The following is a 24,487-nucleotide window of genomic DNA, read 5'->3' as shown; positions in this document are numbered from 1 at the left end:
CGTGCAACTGGCGACCGCGCAACTCTCCGCCCACCTCGCGAAGCGGGTGGCGCCGCTCTACGCGATCCACGGCGACGAGCCGCTGCTGGCGCAGGAAGCCGCCGATGCGATCCGTGCCGCGGCGCGGGCCCAGGGCTACACCGAGCGCAGTTCGTACACCGTGGCCGGCGCCCACTTCGACTGGAGCGCGGTGCTGGCTGCGGGCGGCTCGCTGAGCCTGTTCGCCGAGCGCCAGATGGTCGAGATCCGCATCCCCTCGGGCAAGCCCGGCAAGGACGGCAGCGCCGCCCTGCAACAGATCGCCGAGGCGGCGGCCGGCAACGACAGCACGCTCACGCTGGTGATGCTGCCGCGGCTCGACAAGGCGACCCGCAGCGCGGCCTGGTTCGCGGCGCTGGAGAACCACGGCGTCAGCCTGCAGGTCGATGCCGTGGAGCGCGCCGCGCTGCCGCAGTGGATCGCCCAGCGCCTGGCGCTGCAGGGCCAGCGCGTGCGGGCCGGCGAGGAAGGCCAGCGCACCTTGCAGTTCTTCGCCGACCGGGTCGAGGGCAACCTGCTGGCCGCGCACCAGGAGATCCAGAAGCTCGCGCTGCTTTACCCCGAGGGCGAACTGGGCTGGGAGCAGGTCGAGGGCGCGGTCAACAACGTCGCGCGCTACGACGTCTTCAAGCTGTCGGAGGCGGTGCTGGCCGGCAATCCGCAGCGGGTCGCCCGCATGCTCGACGGCCTGCAGGCCGAAGGCGAGGCCGAGGTGCTGGTGCACTACACGCTGGCCGAGGACATCCGGGCGCTGAAGCGCGTCAGGGACGCGATGGCGGCTGGCCGCCCGCTGCCGATGGCGCTGCGCGAGAACCGCATCTGGGGGCCGCGCGAACGCGCCTTCGAGCGCGTGCTGCCCCGGCTCGACGACCGGGCGCTGGCCCGCATGCTGCGCGCCGCGCATGTGGTCGACGGCATCGTCAAGGGCCTGAAACAGCCCGACTGGCCGGCCAACGGCTGGCAAGCCCTGCATCGGCTGGCGTTGATGCTGTGCCGGGCCTGCGGGCCCGCGGCCGCGTCGGCCCGGCCGCGCTGACCGGCGCGCCGCTCCCCTCCTCCGTTGACGCACAAGAATGGTGCATTCCTGTCCCCTCGCGCACGCCGCCTTTGGCCCCCGCGGCACAATCCGGGGATGAACACGTTGAATGTCTCCGAGTACGTCCAGACGCTCGGGCTGCAGGCCAAGCTGGCCTCCGCCCTGATGGCGCGGGCCGATGCCGCCACCAAGAACAAGGCCCTCAAGGCACTGGCCCGCCGCCTGCGCGCGGCCGGCGAGCCGCTGGCCGAGGCCAACGCGAAGGACCTGGCGCGCGCCGAGGGCGCCGGCCTGTCGGCGCCGATGGTCGATCGCCTCAAGCTGACGCCCAAGGTCATCGAGACCGTGGCGCAGGGCTGCGAGCAGCTGGCCGCGATGTCCGACGTGATCGGCGAGGTCATCGGCATGAAGCAGCAGCCCAGCGGCATCCGGGTCGGCCAGATGCGGGTGCCGATCGGCGTCTTCGGCATGGTCTACGAGAGCCGTCCCAACGTGACCATCGAGGCCGCGAGCCTGGCGATCAAGAGCGGCAACGCGGCGATTCTGCGCGGCGGCTCCGAGGCGATCGAGTCGAACAAGGCGCTGGCCAGGCTGGTCGCCGAGTCGCTCGAAGAAGCCGGCCTGCCGGTCGATGCCGTGCAGCTGGTGGGCACCACCGATCGCGAGGCCGTCGGCCAGCTGATCGCGATGCCGCAGTTCGTCGATGTGATCATTCCGCGCGGCGGCAAGGGCCTGATCGAGCGCATCAGCCGCGACGCCCGGGTGCCGGTGATCAAGCACCTCGACGGCAACTGCCATGTCTATGTCGACCACACGGCCGAGCTCGACATGGCGCTGAAGATCGTCGACAACGCCAAGACCCAGAAGTACAGCCCCTGCAACGCCGCCGAAGGCCTGCTGGTGGCGTCGTCGATCGCCGAGACCTTCCTGCCCGAGATCGGCGCCATCTTCGCCGCCAAGGGCGTCGAGATGCGCTGCGACCCGGCGGCGGCGCAGATCCTGCGCTCGGAGGGCGCCCACCTGCCGGCCGACAAGGTGCTCGACGCGGTCGAATCGGACTGGTCCGAAGAGTACCTGGCGGCAGTCATCAGCATCAAGGTGGTCGAGGGCGTGGACGAGGCCATTGCGCACATCAACCACTACTCGAGCCATCACACGGACGCGATCGTCACCCGCGACCACATGAACGCCCAGCGCTTCCTGCGCGAGGTCGATTCGGCCAGCGTGATGGTGAATGCCAGCACCCGTTTCGCCGACGGCTTCGAGTTCGGGCTGGGCGCCGAGATCGGCATCAGCACCGACAAGTTCCATGCGCGCGGGCCGGTCGGCATCGAGGGACTGACCTCGCTGAAGTACGTGGTTCTGGGCCAGGGCGAAGTACGGACCTGACCCGGGGGGCCGGGCACGAAGCGCCAGGCACCCTGGGGGCGAGCTTGTCATCGGGGCATCCGTCCCCAAATCTACAATCCTTGGCTTAGCCCAGGCATAAATCCAACAAGGCCGCCGCATGGTCCCCCATCTCGTCACCGCCCTGACCGGCCCGATCAACGAACTCGAGCAGCGCGTGCTCGACTCGACGCCCGCCATCGAGCGCTGGTTCCGGCTCGAATGGATGGAGCACACGCCGCCGTTCTACAGCTCGGTCGACATCCGCAATGCCGGCTTCAAGCTGGCCCCGGTCGACACCAACCTCTATCCGGGCGGCTGGAACAATCTCACCCAGGAAATGCTGCCGCTGGCGGTGCAGGCCGCCCAGGCCGCGATCGAGAAGATCTGTCCCGAGGCGCGCAACCTGCTCGTGATCCCCGAGAACCACTCGCGCAACACCTTCTACCTCGCCAACGTGGCGCAACTGGTGCGGATCTTCCACATGGCCGGGCTCAACGTGCGGGTCGGCTCCATCGATCCGGCGATCAAGTCGCCCAAGAAGATTGAACTGCCCAACGGCGAGACGGTCTGCCTGGAGCCGGTGGTGCGCAGCAAGCGCCGGCTCGGGCTCAAGCACTTCGACCCCTGCACCATCCTGCTGAACACCGACCTGTCGGCCGGCACGCCGGGCATCCTCGAGGACCTGCACGAGCAATACCTGCTGCCGCCCCTGCATGCAGGCTGGTCGGTGCGCCGCAAGAGCAACCACTTCCACAGCTACGAAGAGGTGTCCAAGCGCTTCGGCAAGCTGCTGGGCATCGATCCCTGGCTGATCAACCCGATGTACGCCAAGGCCGCGGAGGTCAGCTTCGCGACCGGCCAGGGCATCGACGTGCTGACCAGCCACGTCGACGCGCTGCTCGCCAAGGTGCGCCGCAAGTACAAGGAATACGGCATCAACGAAAAGCCTTTCGTGGTGGTCAAGACCGACGACGGCAGCGCCGGGCTGGGCGTCATGACGGTGCGCGATGCCAAGGAGATCGAGGCGCTGGTGCGCCGGCCGCGCGCCAGCAAGGCGGGCGCCGCCAAGGAAGGCCAGCAGCCCTGCGACCTGATCGTGCAGGAGGGCGTGCTGACCAACGAGCGGGTGCACAACGGGGTGGCCGAGCCGGTCGTCTACATGATGGACCGCTACGTGGTCGGCGGCTTCTACCGCGTCCATGCCGAGCGCGCCCCGGACGAGAACCTCAACCTGCCCGGTGCCAGCTTCGTGCCCTTGGCATTTTCTGAAAGTGCGCACTTACCGCAGCCGGGAGCCAAGCCCGGCGCGAGCGCCCCGAATCGCTTCTACATGTACGGCGTGATCGGCCGGCTCGCGATGGTGGCGGCCAGCTACGAACTCGAGGCCACCGACCCGGATGCCGAGGTCTACGAATGATTTCGGATTTGCGCTTGCGGACCGGCGCGGCAGCGGCAAAATAGCGACCCCATAACAACGCAAAAGTCAGGGTGAAGGCGGTTCAGCGGCCGAAGCGGGCCGCGCCAGCGCCCAGCGGTGTGCTGCACGCCGGCGACCCTTTGCAGCCCATCCGTGTCCGCCCCTAAATCCTCCTCCGCCGCGCTGATCCTCGCGGCCATCGGTGTCGTCTACGGCGACATCGGCACGAGCGTCCTGTACGCGGTCAAGGAGGTGTTCGGCCACGGCCATGTCCCGTTCACGATCGAGAACGTCTACGGCATCCTGTCGATGTTCTTCTGGACGCTGACGGTGATCGTCTCGCTCAAGTACGTGGTGCTGGTGCTGCGCGCCGACAACGAAGGCGAGGGCGGCCTGGTGGCGATGCTCGCGCTGGCCTCGCAGGCCGTGGTCGACAAGCCCCGGCTGCGGCAGGTGCTGCTGGTGGTCGGCATCTTCGGCACCTCGCTCTTCTATGGCGACGGCGTCATCACGCCGGCGATCTCGGTGCTGTCGGCGGTCGAGGGCCTGGAGGTGGTGTCGCCGCAGTTCAGGCACTACGTGATCCCGATCACGCTGGTCGTGCTGTTCTGCCTGTTCGCGCTCCAGAAGCACGGCACGGCCGGGATCGGCCGCTTCTTCGGTCCGATCACGCTGGCCTGGTTCTTCGCCATCGCGGTGCTCGGCGTGTCGCAGATCCTGACCCACCCCGAGATCCTCAAGGCGATGAGCCCGTACTACGCGCTGCGCTTCATGTGGGACAACCCGGGCACCAGCTTCATCATCCTCGGGGCGACCGTGCTGTGCGTCACCGGCGCCGAGGCGCTCTATGCCGACCTCGGCCACTTCGGCAAGAAGCCGATCCGCATCGCCTGGTTCTCGGTCGTCATGCCGGCGCTGACGCTCAACTACTTCGGCCAGGGCGCCCTGCTGCTGGAGAACCCGCTGGCCGTGAAGAACCCCTTCTTCATGATGGCGCCCGAATGGGCCCTGCTGCCACTGGTGCTGCTGGCCACGGCCGCCACCGTGATCGCCTCGCAGGCCCTCATCACGGGCGCCTTCAGCGTCACGCGCCAGGTGATCCAGCTCGGCTACCTGCCGCGCATGAACATCGAGCACACCAGCGTGCGCACCGCCGGCCAGATCTACATCCCCTTCGTCAACTGGGGACTGTTCGTGGCGATCGTGCTGGCGGTCGTGATGTTCCGCTCGTCGAGCAACCTGGCGGCGGCCTACGGCATCGCCGTGACCACCGACATGCTGATCACCACGGTGTTGACCTTCTTCGTGATCCGCTACGCCTGGAAGTACCCGCTGTTCCTGTGCATCGCGGCCACCGGCGCCTTCTTCGTGGTCGACTTCCTGTTCTTCGCCTCGAACCTGCTCAAGCTGTTCGAGGGCGGCTGGTTCCCGCTTCTGATCGGCGGCTCGATCTTCATGCTGATGCTGACCTGGAAGGAAGGGCGCCGGCTGATGGGCGAGACCCAGCTGGCCGAGGCGATCGACCTGCGCGGCTTCCTCGATTCGGTCTTCGTCAGCCCGCCGGCGCGGGTCGACGGCACCGCGGTCTTCATGACCGCCGAGCCGGGCGTGGTGCCCAATGCGCTGCTGCACAACTTGAAGCACAACAAGGTGCTGCACGACCAGAACCTGTTCGTCACGGTGCGCAACCACGAGGTGCCCTGGATCCCGATGGACAAGCGCATCGAGATGGAGCCGCTGGGCCATCACTGCTGGCAGGTGGTGGTGCACTACGGCTTCAAGAACGAAATCGATCTGCCGCGCGCGCTCGAACACGCGCGCCTGCGCGGCTGCCAGCTGGAGCCGATGGCGACCAGCTACTTCCTGTCGCGCGACGTCGTGATTCCGACGCTCGGCAGCGGCATGGCGCCCTGGCGCGAGAAGCTGTTCGCACAGATGCACCACAACGCGAGCGGGGCGGCGGACTTCCTGGGGCTGCCGAACAACGCGGTGGTGGAGCTCGGCTCCAAGATAGAAATCTAGGCCCCCGGCACAATCCAGGGATGCGGTTCTTCAAGGATTTGAGCCTCTCGGCCTTCACTGCCGGCTTCGTGGCCGTGCTGGTCGGCTTCACCAGTTCGGTGGCGATCGTGTTCCAGGCCGCGCAGGCTTTCGGCGCCACGCCGGAGATGATCTCCTCCTGGATGTGGGCGCTGGGCCTCGGCATGGGCCTGGCCTCGGTGCTGCCCTCGCTGTGGTGGCGCAAGCCGGTCATGATCGCCTGGAGCACGCCCGGCGCCGCGGTGCTGGCGGTGGCCGGAGCCGGCTTCAGCATGGGCGAGGCGGTCGGCGCCTTCATCGTCTGCGCGCTGCTGATGGCGCTGGCCGGCGCCACCGGCTGGTTCGAGCGCGTCATGAACAAGATCCCGATGGCATTGGCCTCGGCGCTGCTGGCCGGCGTGCTGGCGCGCTTCGGCCTGCAGGCCTTCGTCGCGGCCCAGACCGCGCTGCCGCTGGTGCTGCTGATGCTCGGCGCCTACCTGGTGGGCAAGCGGCTGCTGCCGCGCTACGCGGTGCCGCTGACGCTGGGGGTCGGCATCGCCTTCGCCGCGGCGCGCGGCGAACTGGCCTGGAGTGCGGTGCACTTCAGCCTCGCGATGCCGGTGTTCACGATGCCGGTGTTCAGCTGGCAGGCGGTGGTCAGTCTCGCGCTGCCGCTGTTCGTCGTCACCATGGCATCGCAGAACCTGCCCGGCGTCGCGGCGATCCGTGCCGCGGGCTACGAGCTGCCGGTGTCGAAGCTGATCACGATCAGCGGCCTCTTCACCCTGGTGCTGGCGCCCTTCGGCGCCTTCGCCCTGAACCTCAGCGCCATCACGGCCGCGATCTGCATGGGCCGCGAGGCGCACGAGGACCCGGCTCGGCGCTACACCGCGGCGGTCAGCTGCGGCGCGATCTACATCGTGATCGGCCTGTTCGGGGCCGCGGTCACCGGCATCCTGACCGCCTTCCCCAAGGAACTGGTCGCGACCATCGCCGGCCTGGCACTGCTCGGCACCATCGGCGGCGGCCTGGCCGCTGCGGTGCGCGACGAGCCGCACCGCGAGGCGGCGCTGATCACCTTCCTGGTCACGCTCTCGGGCGTCACGCTGGCGGGCATCGGCTCGGCCTTCTGGGGCGTGGTGGCCGGGGCGCTGGCGCTCGGCGTCCAGCAACTCGGCCGCAAGAAGGCCGCAACCGGCAAGGACATCGCGCCTGCGTGCAAGATCAAGCAGGACGCCAAAGCCGCCATTGGAAAGAACAGCCCGTGAACATCCTCTTCGTCGCCGACCCGCTCGAGCAATTCAAGATCTACAAGGACACCACCTTCTCGATGATGCGCGAGGCCCAGCGCCGTGGCCACAGCATCTCGGCCTGCGAGCCGCGCGACATGGGCTGGCAGACGGGGCAACCCGTGACGGCCGGCGTGCGCGACATCACGCTCACCGGCAACAGCGACGACTGGTTCACCGAAACGCCGCGCCGCCAGGCGCCGCTGCACGGCTTCGACGCGGTCCTCATGCGCAAGGACCCGCCCTTCGACGCCGAGTACATCTACGCCACGCACCTGCTGGGCCAGGCCGAACGCGAAGGCGCGAAGGTGGTCAACAAGCCGGCCTCGCTGCGCGAGCACCCCGAGAAGCTCGCGGTGATGGAGTTCCAGCAGTTCACCAGCCCGACCCTGGTCACGCGCGACCCGGCAGCCGTGCGTGCCTTCCATGCCGAACACAAGGACATCATCCTCAAGCCGCTCGACGGCATGGGCGGCATGGGCATCTTCAGGGTGCGCGAAGACGGGCTCAATCTCGGCTCGATCACCGAGACGCTCAACAAGGACGGCGCCGAAACCATCATGGTGCAGCGCTTCGTGCCCGAGATCTCGGCCGGCGACAAGCGCATCCTGATCATCGGCGGCGAGCCGGTGCCCTTCGTGCTGGCCCGAATCCCGCAGGGCACCGAGGTGCGCGGCAACCTGGCGGCCGGCGGCAAGGGCGTGGCCCAGCCGCTGACGCCGAAGAACCGCGAGATCGCAGAAGCCGTGGGCCGCGCGCTGGCGCCGCGCGGGCTGCTGCTGATCGGCCTCGACGTGATCGGCGACTACGTGACCGAGATCAACGTCACCAGCCCGACCTGTTTCCAGGAGATCACGGAACAGACCGGGTTCGATGTGCCGGCGATGTTCATCGATGCGCTGGAGGCGCATGTGAAGGCATGAAGGTCGAACGCGTCGCGGCGTTCTCGGACGGCGACGTCGGCGGCAACCCTGCCGGCGTCGTTCTCTGCGACGTCCTGCCTGCCGCCGAGTCGATGCAGGCGGTGGCTGCGGAAGTCGGCTACTCCGAGACGGCTTTCGCCGCGCCCGCCGGTGACGGCTGGCGGGTCAGGTATTTCGCTCCCGAGGCCGAGGTGGACTTCTGCGGCCACGCGACGATTGCGCTCGGCGCGGTGCTCGCGCTGCGCCATGGCGACGGCGTCTTCATGCTGCAACTCAATGCTGCGCGCGTCAGCGTCGAGGGTCGGAAAGAAGGCGCCACGGTGGTGGCGGCACTCCAGTCGCCGCCGACGGCCAGCCGGCCCGCACCCGATGCGCTGGTCGATGCTGCCTTGCGCCTGTTCTCTCTCGACCGGGATGACCTCGATCCGCGGATCCCACCCGCGATCGCCAATGCAGGTGCCGATCATCTGGTGCTGCCGCTGCGAAGCCGCCGGGAACTGGCCGCGATGCGCTATGAGTTCGAAGTCGGCCGGGTGCTCATGAAGGCCGAGAAGCTTTGCACCATCAGCCTGATTCACGCCGAATTGCCGCGGCGCTTTCATGCCCGCAATCCGTTTGCGTTCGGTGGCGTGTATGAGGATCCGGCCACCGGGGCGGCCGCCGCGGCATTGGGCGGTTATCTGCGCGACCTTGGCTGGCCGCACGAAGGGGTCATTGATATCGTCCAGGGCGAAGACATGGGGATGCGCTCGCGCCTGCACGTCGAGATCACGCCGACGGTCGGGGCGAGTGTTCGCGTATCGGGCAGCGTGCGGCCGATCGTCTGATCCGCGAGGCGCCCAACTGCCGGGTTGAACTTCTGCAACAGGCACAACGGTCGTACCCCCAAAGCTACGACTCAGGCCAGCCTGCGCTGTCCTCCTGCCGCCGGCCGATGCGCATTCACCACGCGCGCCCGGCGCTTGCGGGCCCAGATCACGATCCCCGTGACCGAGAGCATCGCCACGACCAGGCCCATCAGCGACATCAGGATGCGGCCCGGCAGGCCGAGGATGCGTCCGCCGTGCAGCGGCAGCTGCAATTGCGCGAAGACGTCGGCGGCCGTGCCGTGCCAGGGCTGGTTGCTGCTGATCAGGTGGCCGTCGCGGCCGTCGATGTAGAGGTTCGACAGGCCCATGCCGTCGCTGTCGTCGTGCGTCGCATGGTCGAAGAAGGAGACGTTGTAGAAGCCCCCGCGCGCGTTGTAGAAGATGCCGCCGAGCGGCGTGGTCCAGCCGCGGCGCCTGGCTTCGGCCTCGGCCAGCGCGATGGTCTCGCGAAAGCCCAGGGTCGGCTCGATGCGCGTTCCCAGCGGGGCCAGCGGCACCAGCGCCGATGGCCCGGGCGTGGTCTTCGACACCAGGGACAGCACCGGGTAGAAGACTTCCTTGTAGAGGTTCAGCGAGAACGAGGTGAAGGCGATCACGATGATGAAAGGCCAGATCCACAGCCCGCCCGCGCGGTGCAGGTCGAAGTTGAGCCTGTAGCCGCCGGCGCGCCAGCGCACCGCCCAGGAAGGCTTCCAGCGTCGCCACCAGGCCGCCGGCGGACGGTGCTCCGGATGCGCGGGCCTTCGCTGCCGGCGCGGCATCGTGAGGTAGATCGCCACGAAGCTGTCGACCAGCCAGATCAACGCCACGGTGCCCATGATCCACCAGCCGATGCGGTCGGTGCCCCACAGGGCCGGCACGTGCAGCATGTAGTGCAGCTTGCGCAGGAAGGGCATCAGCGTCTCGGGCTTGAGCGAGATCGCGGTCGAGTCGCGCCGGCCGCGCACCTCGGCCGTCACCGGGTCGACGAAGACCTGGTTGTAGCCGAGCCGGAAGGGCTTGCCGGTTGCCGGATCGATGCGCGGCTGCACGAAATAGCCGGCCGCGTGCCCTTCCTCGAAGCCCAGGGGCAGGTAGGCGACCCGGGCGCGCGGGTCGCTGGCTTCCACCGCGGCCGCGAGTTCGAGCGGGTCGCGGAACGGGCCCCGCGCGGGGGTGTCGTAGAGCTCGCTGTTGAGCCAGCCGTCGATCTCGTGGTCCCACGAGATGACGGCGCCGGTCAGTCCGGAGACGACCAGGAACAGCGCGACCGCGAGACCGAGCCAGCGGTGGACGGTGGTCCAGAAGGCCCGCATGCGAAAGCGCCCGTCAGAAGTCGATCGTGCCGCTCACGATGAAGGTCCGCGGCGCGCCCATCATCAGGTAGTTGGAGCCCTGCGTGCCGCCGACCGATGCCCAGTAGGACTTGTTGAACAGGTTGTCGATGCGTGCGCGCAGCGTCAGCAGGCGGCTGTTGCCGAGGTCGACCAGATAGCGCGCGCCGACGTCGAAGCGGTTCCAGGACGGCACTTCCTGGGTGTTGGTGGCGTTGGCGTATTGCTTGGAGGTGTAGATCAGGCGGGCGTTGAGCGCGAAGCCCGGCACGCCCGGCACGTCCCACTCGGCGCCGAAGTTGAACTGCTGGTTCGGGATGCCGATCACGTCCTTGCCGTCGGTCAGGCCGCCCACGGTGTCGACCTGCTCGGCATCGAGCAGCGTCAGGCCGCCGAGCAGGCGCAGGCCCTTGACCGGTTCGCCGTACAGCATGAACTCCAGGCCGCGGTTGCGCTGCTCGCCGTTGGGCCCGTAGACCTGGTTGACGATGAAGAAATTCGGCTGCTTGGTGTCGAAGTAGGCCGCGCTGGCGCCGAGTCCGCCGCTTTCGTACTTGACGCCGACTTCGGTCTGCTTGGTCTGGGACGGCGCAAAGGCCTGGCCGCCGTTGACCACGGGCAGGTTGTTCGCCACCGTGGGCGCGACATTGCCCTTGACCAGGCCTTCGATGTAGTTGCCGTAGATCGAGACTTCGGGCGTCGCCTTGAAGACGATGCCCGCCACCGGCGTGGTCTTGCTCTCGTCGTAGTCGCTGGTCTGCAGGCCGGTGTTGTAGGCGAAGGTGGTCTGCTCGATGGTCTGGCGCCGCGCGCCCAGCGTCAGCAGCACGCGGTCGTCGTAGAACGACATCGTGTCGGCCAGCGCGAGGCTCGAGGTGTTGATCTTGTCGGTCAGGCCCGGGCTGCTGAGCAGGTTGCCGACGAAGGCGCCGGGGCCGTTGGCGATCGGGTAGGGCGACGGGAACGGGAAGTAGATGTTGTTGCGCAGGCTCGCCGCCGAGATCGCGTAGGCGTTGTAGCGGTCGTTGTCGAAGGTGGTCGCCGACGCCACCACGGTGTGGCCCACCGAGCCGGTGTTGAACTTGCCGCGCACGCCGATCTCGCCGGTCGAGACCTTGTCCTCGCGGGTGTTGCTGAAGCGCGTGCCGGTGGTGTTGCCGAAGACGTTGGTCACGGTCGGGTTCGCCAGCACGTTGTCCTCGGTGCTGCGCCGCACGCCGCCCGCGGCCCAGGCCATCACGCTGTCGGTGATGTCGACCTCGGCGCGCACGGTGCCGAACTTGTCGCGCTCCGACGAGTAGGTCCACGGCTGGGCGAAGTTGGACTGGGCGTCGGGAACGCGGGGGATCGGCAGCGTGGACGACGGCGTCACGCTCGGCCGGCCCTCGGTCAGCGTGTGGTCCTGGTAGCCGACGTCGGCCGACACCCGCACGTTGCGGCTGCGCCAGTCGAAGCCGAGGCTGAACGCGCTCAGGTCGCGCTTCTCGTTGTCGATGCCGGTGCCGCCGTCGCGCCGCACCGCATTGAGCCGGATGCCGGTGCTGTCGTCGGGTCCGAAGCGGCGCGCGATGTCGGCCGCGATGAAGCCTTCGCCGCCGGTCTGCACGCCGGCGCTGACCTGGGTCAGCGGTTCGCTCGTCGCCCGCTTGGGCAGCAGGTTCAGGGCGCCGCCCAGGCCGCTGCCGAAAGGCGCGGCGCCGTTGAGGAAGGTGTTGGCGCCGCGGAACACCTCGACCCGCTCGAAGAACTCCGAGGCGATGTACTGGCGCGGCAGCATGCCGTAGAGGCCGTTGTAGGCCACGTCGTCCGAGTACACCGGGAAGCCGCGGATCACGTAGAGCTCCTGGAAGTTGCCGAAGCCGCGCGCAGTGCGCACCGACGGATCGTTCAGCAGCACGTCGGCCACGCTCTGGGCCTGCTGGTTCTGGATCAGCTGGTTGGTGTAGGTCGTGATCGAGAACGGCGTCGCCATGTTGTCCTGGGTGCCCAGGATGCCGACCCGGCCGCCGCGCGCCACCTGGCCGCCGGCGAAGGGCTTGGTCAGGCCGCCGGCGGAAGCGTCCGCGCTGGCCTCGACCGTCACGGTGGCCAGGGTGCCGCCCTGCTCCGCAGCCGCCGGCGCGGTCTGGGCGACGGCCGCCAGGGCCTGCATGGCCAGTGCGCTGGCGAGGGCGACGGGGCGAAGGTGGAAATGGAGGGAGGTCATGGCGGCAGCGAAAGTGCAAATGAGAACGGTTAGTATTATCGTTTTGACTTGTGGATTTGTTTCGGCGCGGCGTCCGGAAGACGCATGCGCCGTTGTTTTTTTGGCGCCAGGGCGCCCTCTGCCGCAGCTGGCGCCGCCTTTTCCGCATTTCGTCGCATCCTGCTGGCCCCGGTGGGCGCCTCGCGAGATCGTCCGGTCCTTCATTCCTACGGAGGACCTCCATGAATCCGCTTCGAACTGTTCTTGCTGCGGCGTTGCTCGGCCCGCTGGCCGCCGCCGCGGCCGACCTGCGCGTGACCGTCGCCGACGGCCCGGCCACGGCGTCGCCCCTCTATGTCGCGATGTTCGATAGCGCCGAGGGCTTCGCGACCGGCAAATCGATCGCGGCGCAGGTGGTGCCGCTGCGCGATGGTGGCGCCCAGATGGTCTTCGTCGGCCTGCCGGCCGGGCGCTACGCGCTGAAGCTTTTCGTCGACCAGAACGGCAACGGGAAACTCGACGCCAATCCGCTCGGCCTGCCGGTCGAGCGCCATGGCTTCTCCAACGACGCCCGCGGCACCATGGGGCCGCCGACCTTCGATGCCGCCGCCGTCCGGCTCGACGGCGATGCCAGTATCACGGTGCACCTGCGCTGAGGCCGCCATGGACCGCCGCGAACTTTTGCGCCTGCTGGCTGCCGCCGGTGCGGCACCGCTGCTGCCCCGGGCTGCGCGAGCCGCGAATCCCGACGGCTGGCAAGCCCAGTTCGACGCTTCCGGCGCCGGCTGGAAGATCGGCTTCGCCACGCCGCCGGCCGACCTCGCGCCGACCCGCGCCGTGGTGCGCGGCCGCTTCCCGGACGCGCTGTCCGGCACGCTGTACCGGGTCGGGCCGGCCGGCCACGACCTCGGCGGCGAGCGCTACCACCATTGGTTCGACGGCGATGGCATGACGCAGCGCTTTGTCATCGAGGGCCGTGAGGTGCGGCACCAGGGCCGCTTCGTCGCCACCGGCAAGCGCACGGCCGAATTGCGCGCCGGGCGCCGGCTCGATGAGGCTTTCGGCACCATCCTGCCGGGGGTGGCGCCGGCGACTTCGCCCGACAGCATGAACGTCGCGAACACCAACCTCCTGCCGCTGGGCGGCGAACTGCTGGCCCTGTGGGAAGGCGGTTCGGCCACGCGGGTCGATCCCGGCAGCCTGGGCACGCTGGGCGTCAAGACCTGGCGCGGCGATCTGGCGGGCTTGCCGTTCTCCGCCCATCCCCGCGTGGACCCGGACGGGTCGGTGTGGAACTTCGGCATCGGCTCCGGCCAGGGGCTGCTGATGCTCTACGAGATCGCACCCGACGGCGCATTGCGGCGGGCCGATGCGCTGCCGGTCCCGGCGCTGCCGATGGTCCACGACTTCGCGGTGACCGACCGCCACCTGGTGTTCCTGATGCCGCCGCTGGTGTTCGAGCGCGCGCGCAAGGACGCTGGCGCGAGCTTCCTCGATGCCCACGTCTGGCGCCCCGAACTCGGCATGCGCGTGCTGGTGGTCGACAAGAAGGACTGGGGCAAGCGGCAGCTGCTGCAACTGCCGGCCGGCTTCCTGTTCCACCTCGGCAACGCCTGGTCGGAAGACACGGCGGGCGGCACGCTGATCCATGTGGACTACGTGCGTTCGGACACCGCGGCGGCGGTCTTCACCAGCGACCGCGAGCTGATGCGCGGCCGCCGCGTGCGCGGCCCCGAGCCGACCCTGACGGTCGCCACGCTGAACCTGTCCACGGGCGAGGCCAGCCAGACCGGGCTGGGGCTCGACGCCGAGTTCCCGCGCATCGACCCGCGCCGCATCGGCCTGCGGCATCGCCAGGTGCTGCACGCGACCCAGCTGCTCGCGGAACGCCCCGGCTTCGCCGCGATCGCGCTGACCGACGTCGAGTCAGGCGCATCGCAGCGCTTCGTCTACGGCCCGCAGGCCATGGTGGAGGAGCATGTGCTGGTGCCCGATGGCGAGCGGCCCGGCTGGATTCTCGGCACCGTGCTCGACCTGGCGCAGAAGAAGACCGTGCTCTCGTGCTTTGCGGCCGACCGGCTGGCGGACGGCCCGGTGGCGCAGGCGACCTTGGCCCATGCCTTGCCGCTGGGGCTGCATGGGGTGTTCGTGCCGGGCGCGGCGGCGTAGCGGGCCGGTCCGCTCGCGGGGCTAGCCGTGCCGCTGCCCGTCCACGAACACCGCCAGTTCGTGCGGCGCGAAGGCCGTCCATGGCTCGTTGGTGGTCAGCGGCGCGGTCACCACCACCGCCACGCGATCGCTGGGCGTGGTGTGCTGCGCGAAATCGATGCTGAGGTCTTCGTCCGACAGCTCGGCGGTCAGGAAGGGATGCCGGCGCTCGACGTACCAGAGGTGGGTCGAGGCATGGGCCCACAGCGCCTGGCCGTTCGACAGCATGAAGTTGAAGGTGCCGTGCGCGGCCAGCCGCGGCGCCAGTTCGCGCAGGGTCAGCGTGAGCTCCGCGGTGCTCGGCACGTCGGCATGCGACTTGGCCAGCTCCTGCATGATCCAGCAGAAGGCGTGCTCGCTGTCGGTGCTGCCCACCGGATGGAAGTTGCCGTGCAGGCGCGGGCGGAAATCCTTCAGGTCGCCGTTGTGGGCGAACACCCAGTAGCGGCCCCAGAGCTCGCGCACGAACGGATGGCAGTTCTGCAGGTTGACCGCGCCCTGCGTCGCCTTGCGGATGTGGGCGATGACGTTGCGGCTCTGGATCGGATAGCGGCGGATCAGGTCGGCGACCGGCGACTCGCAGGCCGGCTGGTGATCGACGAAATGCCGCAGGCCGCGGTCCTCGAAGAAGGCGATGCCCCAGCCGTCGGCATGGTGGTCGGTGCGCCCGCCGCGCTGGGCGAAGCCCGTGAAGCTGAAGGTCACGTCGGTCGGCGTGTTGCAGTTCATTCCGAGCAGCTGGCACATGGCGGCTATTAGAACTGAAGCGGGCTCATGCCTGCCCGGCGGGCGGCTTCACCCGCAGCTGCCAGGCCGCGACGATGGCCAGCGCACACAGGCCCGCCAGCATCAGGAACACCTCGTCGAAGGCCGCCAGCCGCGCCGGGCTGGTCGCCACGTTGGCGAGCGAATCGCCATGGACCGCGAGCCGCCACTCGAGCACGATCGCGCACAGGCTGACGCCGGCGGCGCCGCCCAGCATGCGCAGGAAATTGATGGCGCTGGCCCCCTGGGGGATCAGCGGCTTGGCCAGCGGCCGCATCGCGCCCAGGTTGAGCGAGGGCAGGATGAAGCCGAGCCCGATGCGCCCGATGATCGCGAAGGCCACCAGCAGCCACAGCGCGCTGTCGATCCGCAGCAGCACCATCAGCGCGAAGGACGCGGCCAGCAGCACCAGGCCGATGCACACCAGCAGCCAGGTCGGCTGCCGGTCGGCCAGCCGGCCGACGCCGGCAATGGTGAAGGCCAGCACGATGCCCGCCGGCAGCAGGATGGTGCCGACGTGGGAGGCCGACAGCTGCAGGCCGACCTGCATGTAGACCGGCAGCAGGTAGGTCGAACCGAACAAGGCGGTGCCGTAGATGAAGGCGACCACGCTGCCCATCGCGAACTGCCGGTACTCGAACAGCGCGAGGTTCATCAGCGGCTCGCCGCCGCTCGCGGCCAGGCGCTTCTGCCAGGCGACGAAGGCGCCGAAGGCGATGCCGGCGCCAGCCAGCAGCAGCGTGGCGTGCAGCGTCGAGTCGCCGCGCAGGGCGACCAGTCCGTTCAGCAGGCACAGCGTGCCGACGGTGCCGAGCCCGAGCCCGCGCCAGTCGAGCCCGCTGCTGCGGGCCGCGACCACGCCGCCCGGCGCGGTGGTCGGAACGAACTTGTAGGCCAGCCAGATCGATGCCAGGCAGAAGGGCACCACCATGAAGAAGATCGAGCGCCAGCCGAACAGGTCGACCAGCACGCCGCCGATGCTCGGGCCGATGGCCGGTGCGAGCACCACGCCCATGCCGAAGATGCCGCTGGCGCGGCCCTGCTCGTGGGGCTGGAAGGCGCGCAGGATGATGATCGCCGGAATCGGCTGCACCACGCCGGCGGCAAGGCCCTCGGCCACGCGCGCGACCAGCACCAGCGTGAAGTCGGTGGCCAGCCCCCCGGCCAGCCCCCCGGCCAGCAGCAGCACCATGGTGCCGACGTAGGTGCGCCGGTAGCCGTAGCGAGAAAGCAGCCAGGGCGTGGTCAGCATCGACACGGTCATGGCCACCATGAAGCCCGAACTGACCCACTGGGCGCGCTCCTGGCCGAGCGAGAAATGATGGCTCAGGCCGGGGATCGCGACGTTGACGATGGTCGACGACATGATCGAGGCCATCACGCCGACCATGACGGAAACGAGCAGCAGCCAGCGGTAGCGCTCGCCGTATCGGCTGCTCAGGGACTGCGGGGGAGGATTGTTCATCGGAAGGGGAATTGCCGCGCTCGGCCGTCCTACAAGGATATCGGCGTTTGCACCGCTTCGCGGGGAAGTGTCGGCGGACAGAATCATGCGTTGACCTGACCGAAGACCCGAGAGCCGCCATGGAAGTCCAGAACAACGACAACAACAGCCCCGGCGAACCGCTCGCCATGGAAACCGGCAGCTCGCTGGCGGCCGAACTGCAGGCGCCGACGCTGAGCCGTGCCTATCAGTGCCAGTGCGGCCGCCCGGTGTTCCTGCGCAACAGCCAATGCCTGGCCTGCCTCACGCCGCTCGGCTACGTGGTCGAACGGCTCGGCGTGGTGCCGCTCGCGCCGCTCGACTTCGAGGGTGCCGAGCCCGACACCTTCGCGGTCTTCGGCGACACCCACGGCAAGGCCTACCGCCGCTGCGCCAACCTCATGACGCCGGCGGCCTGCAACTGGATGGTGCCGGCGCCGCGCGAGGGCGACGACCCGTCTTTCAACACCGAGGGCCTGGTGCCCGGCCTGTGCCTGTCGTGCAGCGTGACGCGGACCATTCCCGACCTGTCAGTGGAGAGCAACGGCGCGCTCTGGCTGAGCCTCGAGCTGGCCAAGCGGCGGCTGATCTCGCAGTTGCTGGCGCTCGGCCTGCCGGTGGTGACGCGCGTCAGCGATCCGGCGCACGGCCTGGCCTTCGACTTCCTGAGCCACATGCCGGGCGGGCCGCACGTGATGACCGGGCACGAGATGGGCGTCATCACGCTGAACGCCGAGGAGGCCGAGGATTCGGTGCGCGAACGCATCCGGGCCGAGATGCGCGAGCCCTATCGCACGCTGCTGGGCCACTTCCGGCACGAGATCGGCCACTACTACTGGGATCTGCTGGTGGCGCCGACGCCCTGGATCGAGGGCTTTCGCCAGCTCTTCGGCGACGATCGTGACGACTACGGCGCGGCCTTGCGCAACCACTACGACAACGGTCCGCCGCCCGACTGGGCCGATCGATTCGTGACCAGCTACGCGAGTTCGCATCCATGGGAGGACTGGGCCGAGACCTGGGCCCATTACCTGCACATGGCGGACACCGCCGACACCGCCTTGAGTTTCGGCGTCGATGCGCAGAACGTCGAGCTCACGAGCGACCTCTTCGAACTCGCCGACCTCTGGCAGCCCGACCATCCGGGCGCCGGCCAGTTCCTCGACTTCCTGAATGGCTGGGTGCGGCTCACGAACGTGCTCAACGAGCTGTCGCGCAGCATGGGGCAGCCTGACTACTACCCCTTCGTGCTGCCGCGCGCGGCAGTCGGCAAGCTGCAGTTCATCCACCAGGTGATCACCGAGCAGCGCGAGCGCGGCGGCTTGCCGGCGATGGCGGTGAAGGAAGAACCCAGGGACGTTCCGGCCGCCGATCAGTCCTGAAGCGCGGCCTGCGCGGCGCAGCGCGCGCAGATGCAGGCCATGCGGCGCTGCCCTTGCGGCACGCGCGCCAGCAGGTCCTCGCTGAAATCGGCCTCCATGCACCAGCAGGCCGGCTGCGCCTGGCCGGTCTCGCGCTCGATCTCCATCGCGCAGCGGTTCGACTCGCCGCACAACGGGCAGCGCGAAGGGTCGTCCGGGCGTGGGGTGGCGTCCATCAGGAAAGCTCGAACGGCGCCAGCTTCCTGGCCACCGCGATGTTCTCGAGCGTCACGTAGACCGGCAGGCCGTCGCGGTAGGCCGGGTAGTCCTCGCCCTGGATCAGCGGCAGCAGGTAGCGCCGGCACGTGTCGGTGATGCCCCAGCCGTCTTCCGAGATGAAATCGCGCGGCATGAACTTCTCGGCGTTGGCGACCGCGTCGAGCGGCGCCGTGCCGAGGCGGTAGGCATAGGGCTGGTCGCAGGTGCGCTCGATCGTCGGCATCACCGCATTGCGGCCTTCCAGTGCCAGCTCGACCGCGCGCTGGCCCAGCTCGTAGGCCTGCTTCACGTCGGTGGCCGAGGCGATGTGCCGCGCCGCGCGCTGCAGGTAGTCGGCCACCGCCCAGTGGAACTTGTGGCCCAGCGCCTCCTTGATCATCTGCGCCACCACCGGCGCCGCGCCGCCGAGCTGCGCGTGGCCGAAGGCGTCCTTGCTGCCCTGCTCGGCCAGGAAGCTGCCGTCGGGGTGATGACAGCCCTCGGACACCACCACGGTGCAGTAGCCGTGGTACTTCACCAGCGCGTCGACGCGGGCCAGGAAGGCCGGCTGGTCGAAAGGAATCTCGGGGAACAGGATCACCACCGGAATCCCGTGGTCCGCCACCAGCCCGCCGGCCGCCGCGATCCAGCCGGCGTGGCGCCCCATGACCTCGAGCACGAACACCTTGGTCGAGGTGGCGGCCATCGAGCGGACGTCGAGCGAGGCCTCGAGCGTCGACACCGCCACATACTTGGCGACCGAGCCGAAGCCCGGGCAGCAGTCGGTCAGCGGCAGGTCGTTGTCGATGGTCTTCGGCACATGGATCGCCTGCAGCGGATAGCCCAGCGACTGCGACAGCTGGCTGATCTTGAAGCAGGTGTCGGCCGAGTCGCCGCCGCCGTTGTAGAAGAAGTAGCCGATGCCGTGGGCCTTGAAGACCTCGATCAGGCGCTCGTACTCGCGCCGGTTCTTGTCGAGGGACTTGAGCTTGTAGCGGCAGGACCCGAAGGCGCCCGAGGGCGTGCTGCGCAGCGCCGCGATCGCCTCGGCCGATTCGCGGCCGGTGTCGATCAGGTCCTCGGCGAGCGCGCCGAGGATGCCGTTGCGGCCGGCGTAGACGGTGCCGATGCGGTCGGGGTGCCGGCGAGCCGTCTCGATCACGCCGCAGGCCGAGGCGTTGATGACCGAGGTGACGCCGCCGGACTGGGCGTAGAAGGCATTGAGCGTGGGCATGGGGCGCATTGTCCTGCAGCCCCCGCCCGCCTGCCAGTGCCGCCTGCCAGTGCGGACTTCAGCGGCCCGGCAGCCCCATCGCCCGGGTGATCACTTCCTTCATGATCTCGTTGGTGCCGCCGTAGATCCGCTGCACCCGCGCGTCGGCATACGCCCGGGTCACCGGGTACTCCCACATGAAGCCGTAGCCGCCGTGCAATTGCACGCATTCGTCCATGACCTTGCATTGCAGGTCGCTGGTCCAGTACTTGGCCATGCTCGCGGTCGCGGTGTCGAGCTTCTCGGCCATCAGGAGTTCGATGCACTTGTCGACGAAGACCTGCGCCACCTGCACCTCGGTTTGCAGCTCGGCCAGGGTGTAGCGGGTGTTCTGGTAGGCGCCCACGGGCTTGCCGAAGACCTGGCGCTCCTTCACGTAGGCCACCGTGTGGTCGATCGCGGCCTGCGAGGCCGCCACCGCGCTGATCGCGATCTGCAGGCGTTCCCAGGGCAACTGCTCCATCAGGCAGACGAAGCCGCGGTTCTCCTGTGCCGCGCCGCCCAGCAGGGCATCGGCCGGCAGCCGCACGCCGTCGAAGAAGAGCTCGGAGGTGTCCTGAGCCTTCAGCCCCAGCTTCTTCAACCGCTTGCCCTTCTCGAAGCCGGGCATGCCGCGCTCGACCAGGAACAGGCTGGTGCCCTTGGCGCCGCCGGCCGGATCGGTCTTGGCGACCACGATCACCAGGTCGGCGTGCCATCCGTTGGTGATGAAGGTCTTGCTGCCGTTCAGCAGGTAGCTGCCGTCGGGCTGCTTCAGCGCCGTGCTGCGCACCGCCTGCAGGTCGCTGCCGGCGGCCGGCTCGCTCATCGCGATGGCGCCGATCATCTCGCCGCTCGCGAGCTTGGGGAGGTAGCGCTTTTTCTGTTCGTCGGTGCCGTAGCGCAGGATATAGGGCGCGACGATCTCGCTGTGCAGCCCATAGCCGATGCCCGTCAGGCCGCGGGCCCAGAGCTCCTCGAACTGGATCACCGAATAGAGCAGGTCGGCACCCGAGCCGCCGTATTCCTCGGGCAGCGACATGCAGAGGAAACCGTTGGCGCCGGCCTTGCTCCAGACTTCGCGGGCCACGTAGCCCTGTTCTTCCCAGGCCTCGTGGAAGGGGGCGATCTCCTTGTCCATGAAGCGGCGGAAGGAATCGCGGAAGGCTTCGTGGTCGGGGCCGAAAATGGTGCGTTCGATCATGGGCTTCACCGTGGCGGGAAGACCGGGCTGCGCTTGTGCAGGAAGGCCGTCACGCCCTCGGCAAAGCTCGGGCGCCCGATCAGCTCGCGCTGGCGCTCGCTTTCATAGTGCAGTTGCTCGGGCAGCGTGTGACGCTCCGACTGCTCGAGCGCGCGGCGGGCTTCCTGCACCGCATGCGCCGGCAGGCGCGAGAGGCGCTGGGCGATGCTGAGCGCCTCGGACCCGAGCGCGCCATCGTCGACGGCGGCCCAGATCAGGCCCCATTGCGCCGCGGTCTCGGCGGCCAGCTTCTGGTCGAGCAGCGCCATGCCCATGGCGCGCGCCGGGCCGACCCGGCGCGGGATGAACCAGGTGCAGCCGAGGTCGGGCACGATGCCGAGCTTGGGCAGGAAGGGCAGGTAGAAGTAGGCGCTGCGCGCCGCCACCACGATGTCGCAGGCCAGCGCCAGGCCGACGCCGGCACCGGCGGCCGGGCCGTTCACCGCGCAGACCACCGGCACTGGCAGCTCGCGCAGTTCCTGGATCAGCGGGTTGCTCATCGACTGCATCCAGTCGGCGGTCTGGTCGCCCAGCGTCTTGCCCTCTTCGGGCGGCCGCATGGCGCTCAGGTCGGCGCCGACGCAGAAGGCCTTGCCGGCGCCGGTGAGGACCACCGCCCGCACCTGGCTGTCGCCACGAACACGCGCGAGGCACTCGCGCAGTTCCTGCTGCAGGTCGAGCGCGATCGGATTGAGCTTGGCCGGCAGGTTGAGCGTGATGGTCGCGATGCCTTCATGGAGCGCATAGAGAACCGCACTCATCTCAGAGCCGCTCCACGATCGTCACGTTGGCCATGCCGCCGCCTTCGCACATGGTCTGCAGCCCGTAGCGCTTGCCGCGCTGGCCGAGCGCGTTCACCAGCGTGGTCATCAGCTTGGTGCCCGAGGCGCCGAGCGGATGGCCGAGCGCGATCGCGCCGCCGTTGACGTTGAGCTTGGCCGGGTCGGCGCCGAGCTTCTGCAGCCAGGCCAGCGGCACCGGCGCGAAGGCCTCGTTGACCTCGTAGAGGTCGATGTCGTCGATCGTCATGCCGGCCTTGGCGAGCGCCCGCGCGGTGGCGGGAATCGGCGCCTCCAGCATGATCACCGGGTCGTGGCCCATCACGCTCATGTGATGGATGCGCGCCAGCGGCTTCACGCCCAGGGCCTTCAGGCCGCGCTCGTTGACCACCAGCACGCCGCTGGCGCCGTCGCAGATCTGGCTCGCGGTGGCTGCCGTGCAGCGGCCGCCTTCGGCGATCAGCTTGACGCCCGCGATGCCTTCCAGCGTGGCCTCGAAGCGGATGCCCTCGTCGACCGTGTGCATCTCGCCGCTGGCCGTGCCGTCGGCCAGCCGCACCTCGACCGGGACTATCTCGTCGGCAAACAGCTGCTCGCGGCTGGCCGCGATCGCGCGCTGGTGGCTCTCGAAGGCGTAGCGGTCGAGCATGTCCTTGGTGAGGCCGTAGTTCTTCGCGATCATCTCGGCGCCGGTGAACTGGCTGAACTCGACGCCGGGATAGCGCCGCTGCATCGCCGGGCTCATGTAGATGCCGAGGCCGGCTTTGGCCGGCAGCGCGTTGGGCGTGAACATCGGCACCCGCGTCATGCTCTCGACGCCGGCCGCGATCACCGCGTCCATGCTGCCCGACATCACGGCCTGGGCCGCGAAGTGCAGCGCCTGCTGGGACGAGCCGCATTGGCGGTCGACCGAGGTGCCGGGCACCGATTCGGGCAGTTTCGAGGCCAGCACCGCGTTGCGCGCCACGTTGGTGGCCTGTTCGCCGACTTGGCTCACGCAGCCGAGGATCACGTCCTCGACCGCCGCCGGGTCGATGCCGCTGCGCGCGACCAGCGCGTCGATCACCTGCGCCGCCAGGTCGACCGGGTGCCAGCCCGAAAGCCTGCCGCCGCGACGGCCGCCCGCGGTGCGCGCGGTGGCCACGATGTATGCCTCTGCCATGGTGTGTCCTTCGTCCGGGAAATGGGGCCCGGAGCGGGCAGCGACGACATCGTCTCCCCGACCGGGAGCGTCGATGGTTCAACGCCCCGGCGGCGGGGTCAAGCCGGGGACATCCCGTGGGGCCAGAGTCGCCAAGGCGACCGCTCGGCGGGAGCCGGCGCCGCGGCGATCGACAGCGCCGCCGCGCTGAAGCGCACGCAGGACGCTTCCAGCGCCGCCACCAGGGCGCGCCGGTGCGAGTCGCTGCGGAAGCGTTCGCCCGGCTCCAGCACGATGTCGCGACGGTCATGGTCCAGCGTGATCCATACGGCGCCGCTGGTGCATTCGATGTCGACCTCGTGGGCGTCGGGCAGGGTGAAGATCGCCTTCTTCGGCAGGCTGAGGCTCAGACGTTGTTTGCGGGGGGTCATGGAGAGCTCCTTTGCATTCCTTGTGCGAATGAATATAGTCATCGGTGCTCTCTCTGTCATACGTTCATTTGGAACTCGTTGCATGCGTCTAGAGAATGCGAAAGCCCCACTCGCAGGCCCCGACCTGCCGCCGCTCGAATTGCTGCGCAGCTTCGAGGCCGCGGCGCGCACGCTGAGCTTCACGCAAGCTGCCGCCGAGGTGTTCCTCACGCAGTCGGCGGTCAGCCGGCAGATCCAGCAGCTCGAGGCCAGCCTGGGCGTGCCGCTGTTCGAGCGCCGCCATCGCGCACTGGCGCTGACCGAGGCCGGTCGGGTGCTCCAGCGTGCGGTGGTCGAGAGCCTCGAACGGCTGCGCGACGCCACCGCCCGGGTGCGCGCGGCGCCGGTGCTGCGCCAGGTCTCGATCACGACCACGCCGGGTTTCGCCTCGCTGTGGCTGATTCCGCGGCTGGCGCGCTTCACGGCCGACCATCCGCGGGTCGATGTGCGGGTCTCGGCCACGCTCGACGTGCTGGACCTCGAGCGCGCCCGCATCGACGTCGCCGTGCGCTTCGTGCCGATCACCCGCGGCACGGGCCCGACCCTGTTCGAGGAGTCGGTCATGCCGCTGTGCGCGCCGCACATCGCGGCTGCGCTGAAGACGCCGGGCGACCTGCCGGCGCAGACCCTGCTGACGGTCGACCTGCCGAACCACGCCGAATCGCCTACCGCCGACTGGGAACCCTGGCTCGAGGTCATGGGCCTGGCCGACCTGCGCATGAAGAACACGCTGCGCTTCACCCAGTACGCCGATGCGGTGGGCGCCGCGGTCGCCGGCCAGGGCGTGGTCATCGGGCGGATGCCGCTGTTGCGCGAGCTGGTCCAGTCGGGGCAGTTGGTGGCCCCCTTCGGCGAGGGCGCGGCCTCGCGGCGCGGCTATTTCATCGAGAGCTCGCAGCGGGCCGCGGGCAACTCCGACGCGCAGGATTTCGTGCGCTGGCTCCGGGCCGAAGCCGAGGCCGCGCAGCGCGGCTGAAAAGCAGCCCCCACGCGCCTGACTGCGTGCGTCGCTGCCCCCCGAGGGGGTGGCCGCCTTGGGGGCGGC

Annotated in this window: 21 protein-coding genes; 11 read left to right on the top strand and 10 right to left on the bottom strand. The window is 69.1% G+C overall.

Annotated features, from left to right (window positions below; genetic code table 11):
* Position 1 precedes the first annotated feature (1 nt).
* From holA to QTI45_RS19445, 7 genes are all read left to right on the top strand, one after another.
* Entirely contained in the window at positions 2-1,075 is a 1,074-nt protein-coding gene (gene holA / locus QTI45_RS19475; RefSeq protein ID WP_286372089.1) for a DNA polymerase III subunit delta, read from the top strand.
* Positions 1,076-1,171: 96 nt separating this feature from the next.
* Positions 1,172-2,464, top strand: coding sequence for a glutamate-5-semialdehyde dehydrogenase (locus QTI45_RS19470; protein ID WP_286655558.1), 1,293 nt, complete (start codon positions 1,172-1,174; stop codon positions 2,462-2,464).
* A gap of 118 nt (positions 2,465-2,582) precedes the next feature.
* On the top strand, positions 2,583-3,881 hold the full coding sequence (gene gshA, locus QTI45_RS19465; RefSeq protein WP_286655557.1) for a glutamate--cysteine ligase: 1,299 nt from the start codon (positions 2,583-2,585) through the stop codon (positions 3,879-3,881).
* A gap of 153 nt (positions 3,882-4,034) precedes the next feature.
* On the top strand, positions 4,035-5,903 hold the full coding sequence (locus QTI45_RS19460; RefSeq protein WP_286372086.1) for a potassium transporter Kup: 1,869 nt from the start codon (positions 4,035-4,037) through the stop codon (positions 5,901-5,903).
* Positions 5,904-5,923: 20 nt separating this feature from the next.
* Positions 5,924-7,171 (top strand): benzoate/H(+) symporter BenE family transporter, encoded by a 1,248-nt coding sequence (locus tag QTI45_RS19455; RefSeq protein ID WP_286655556.1) that lies wholly within the window; start codon positions 5,924-5,926, stop codon positions 7,169-7,171.
* On the top strand, positions 7,168-8,115 hold the full coding sequence (gshB, locus tag QTI45_RS19450; RefSeq protein WP_286655555.1) for a glutathione synthase: 948 nt from the start codon (positions 7,168-7,170) through the stop codon (positions 8,113-8,115). Before QTI45_RS19455 ends, gshB begins: the two co-directional genes overlap by 4 nt.
* On the top strand, positions 8,112-8,942 hold the full coding sequence (locus QTI45_RS19445; protein ID WP_286372083.1) for a PhzF family phenazine biosynthesis protein: 831 nt from the start codon (positions 8,112-8,114) through the stop codon (positions 8,940-8,942). Before gshB ends, QTI45_RS19445 begins: the two co-directional genes overlap by 4 nt.
* A gap of 71 nt (positions 8,943-9,013) precedes the next feature.
* Here QTI45_RS19445 and QTI45_RS19440 read toward each other — a convergent pair whose 3' ends face one another.
* On the bottom strand, positions 9,014-10,279 hold the full coding sequence (locus QTI45_RS19440; RefSeq protein WP_286655554.1) for a PepSY-associated TM helix domain-containing protein: 1,266 nt from the start codon (positions 10,277-10,279) through the stop codon (positions 9,014-9,016).
* Positions 10,280-10,292: 13 nt separating this feature from the next.
* Positions 10,293-12,503, bottom strand: a complete 2,211-nt coding sequence (locus QTI45_RS19435; protein WP_286655553.1) for a TonB-dependent receptor — start codon at positions 12,501-12,503, stop codon at positions 10,293-10,295.
* A gap of 221 nt (positions 12,504-12,724) precedes the next feature.
* Between QTI45_RS19435 and QTI45_RS19430 the strand changes: the two genes are divergently transcribed.
* Positions 12,725-13,138: a DUF2141 domain-containing protein gene (locus QTI45_RS19430; RefSeq protein WP_286655552.1), complete on the top strand. Its 414-nt coding sequence runs from the start codon at positions 12,725-12,727 to the stop codon at positions 13,136-13,138.
* Between the two features lie 7 nt (positions 13,139-13,145).
* The gene (locus QTI45_RS19425; RefSeq protein ID WP_286655551.1) at positions 13,146-14,651 is read left to right on the top strand and encodes a carotenoid oxygenase family protein; all 1,506 of its coding nucleotides are present in this window, start codon (positions 13,146-13,148) and stop codon (positions 14,649-14,651) included.
* Between the two features lie 21 nt (positions 14,652-14,672).
* On the opposite strand, the gene QTI45_RS19420 is transcribed toward QTI45_RS19425, so the two are convergent.
* Together QTI45_RS19420 and QTI45_RS19415 are read right to left on the bottom strand one after the other, a co-directional pair.
* Positions 14,673-15,437: a class II glutamine amidotransferase gene (locus QTI45_RS19420; protein WP_286655550.1), complete on the bottom strand. Its 765-nt coding sequence runs from the start codon at positions 15,435-15,437 to the stop codon at positions 14,673-14,675.
* A gap of 25 nt (positions 15,438-15,462) precedes the next feature.
* Positions 15,463-16,920 (bottom strand): MFS transporter, encoded by a 1,458-nt coding sequence (locus tag QTI45_RS19415; RefSeq protein ID WP_286655549.1) that lies wholly within the window; start codon positions 16,918-16,920, stop codon positions 15,463-15,465.
* A 167-nt stretch (positions 16,921-17,087) separates the two neighbouring features.
* Here QTI45_RS19415 and QTI45_RS19410 point away from each other — a divergent pair, with 167 nt between their 5' ends.
* A complete protein-coding gene (locus QTI45_RS19410) occupies positions 17,088-18,320 on the top strand; it encodes a zinc-binding metallopeptidase family protein (protein ID WP_286655709.1) in 1,233 nt (410 codons plus the stop codon).
* Here the strand turns inward: QTI45_RS19410 and QTI45_RS19405 are convergent.
* From QTI45_RS19405 to QTI45_RS19380, 6 genes are all read right to left on the bottom strand, one after another.
* A complete protein-coding gene (locus QTI45_RS19405) occupies positions 18,311-18,535 on the bottom strand; it encodes a cysteine-rich CWC family protein (RefSeq protein WP_286655548.1) in 225 nt (74 codons plus the stop codon). The two genes, QTI45_RS19410 and QTI45_RS19405, sit on opposite strands and share 10 nt — an antisense overlap.
* Entirely contained in the window at positions 18,535-19,791 is a 1,257-nt protein-coding gene (locus QTI45_RS19400) for a 6-phosphofructokinase (RefSeq protein WP_286655547.1), read from the bottom strand. Before QTI45_RS19400 ends, QTI45_RS19405 begins: the two co-directional genes overlap by 1 nt.
* 58 nt (positions 19,792-19,849) lie before the next feature.
* Positions 19,850-21,013, bottom strand: coding sequence for an acyl-CoA dehydrogenase family protein (locus QTI45_RS19395; RefSeq protein ID WP_286655546.1), 1,164 nt, complete (start codon positions 21,011-21,013; stop codon positions 19,850-19,852).
* A gap of 5 nt (positions 21,014-21,018) precedes the next feature.
* Positions 21,019-21,813 (bottom strand): enoyl-CoA hydratase-related protein, encoded by a 795-nt coding sequence (locus tag QTI45_RS19390; RefSeq protein WP_286655545.1) that lies wholly within the window; start codon positions 21,811-21,813, stop codon positions 21,019-21,021.
* 1 nt (position 21,814) lies between these two features.
* The gene (locus QTI45_RS19385) at positions 21,815-22,993 is read right to left on the bottom strand and encodes an acetyl-CoA C-acetyltransferase (protein WP_286655544.1); all 1,179 of its coding nucleotides are present in this window, start codon (positions 22,991-22,993) and stop codon (positions 21,815-21,817) included.
* A gap of 98 nt (positions 22,994-23,091) precedes the next feature.
* Positions 23,092-23,403 (bottom strand): DUF2917 domain-containing protein, encoded by a 312-nt coding sequence (locus tag QTI45_RS19380; protein ID WP_286655543.1) that lies wholly within the window; start codon positions 23,401-23,403, stop codon positions 23,092-23,094.
* 82 nt (positions 23,404-23,485) lie between these two features.
* On the opposite strand from QTI45_RS19380, the gene QTI45_RS19375 reads away from it, so the two are divergent.
* A complete protein-coding gene (locus QTI45_RS19375) occupies positions 23,486-24,418 on the top strand; it encodes a LysR substrate-binding domain-containing protein (protein WP_286372066.1) in 933 nt (310 codons plus the stop codon).
* Positions 24,419-24,487: the final 69 nt, after the last annotated feature.

The organism is Variovorax saccharolyticus (assembly GCF_030316765.1).
Lineage (GTDB): Bacteria > Pseudomonadota > Gammaproteobacteria > Burkholderiales > Burkholderiaceae_C > Variovorax > Variovorax saccharolyticus.
This window is presented reverse-complemented; position numbering and strand designations above follow the sequence as displayed.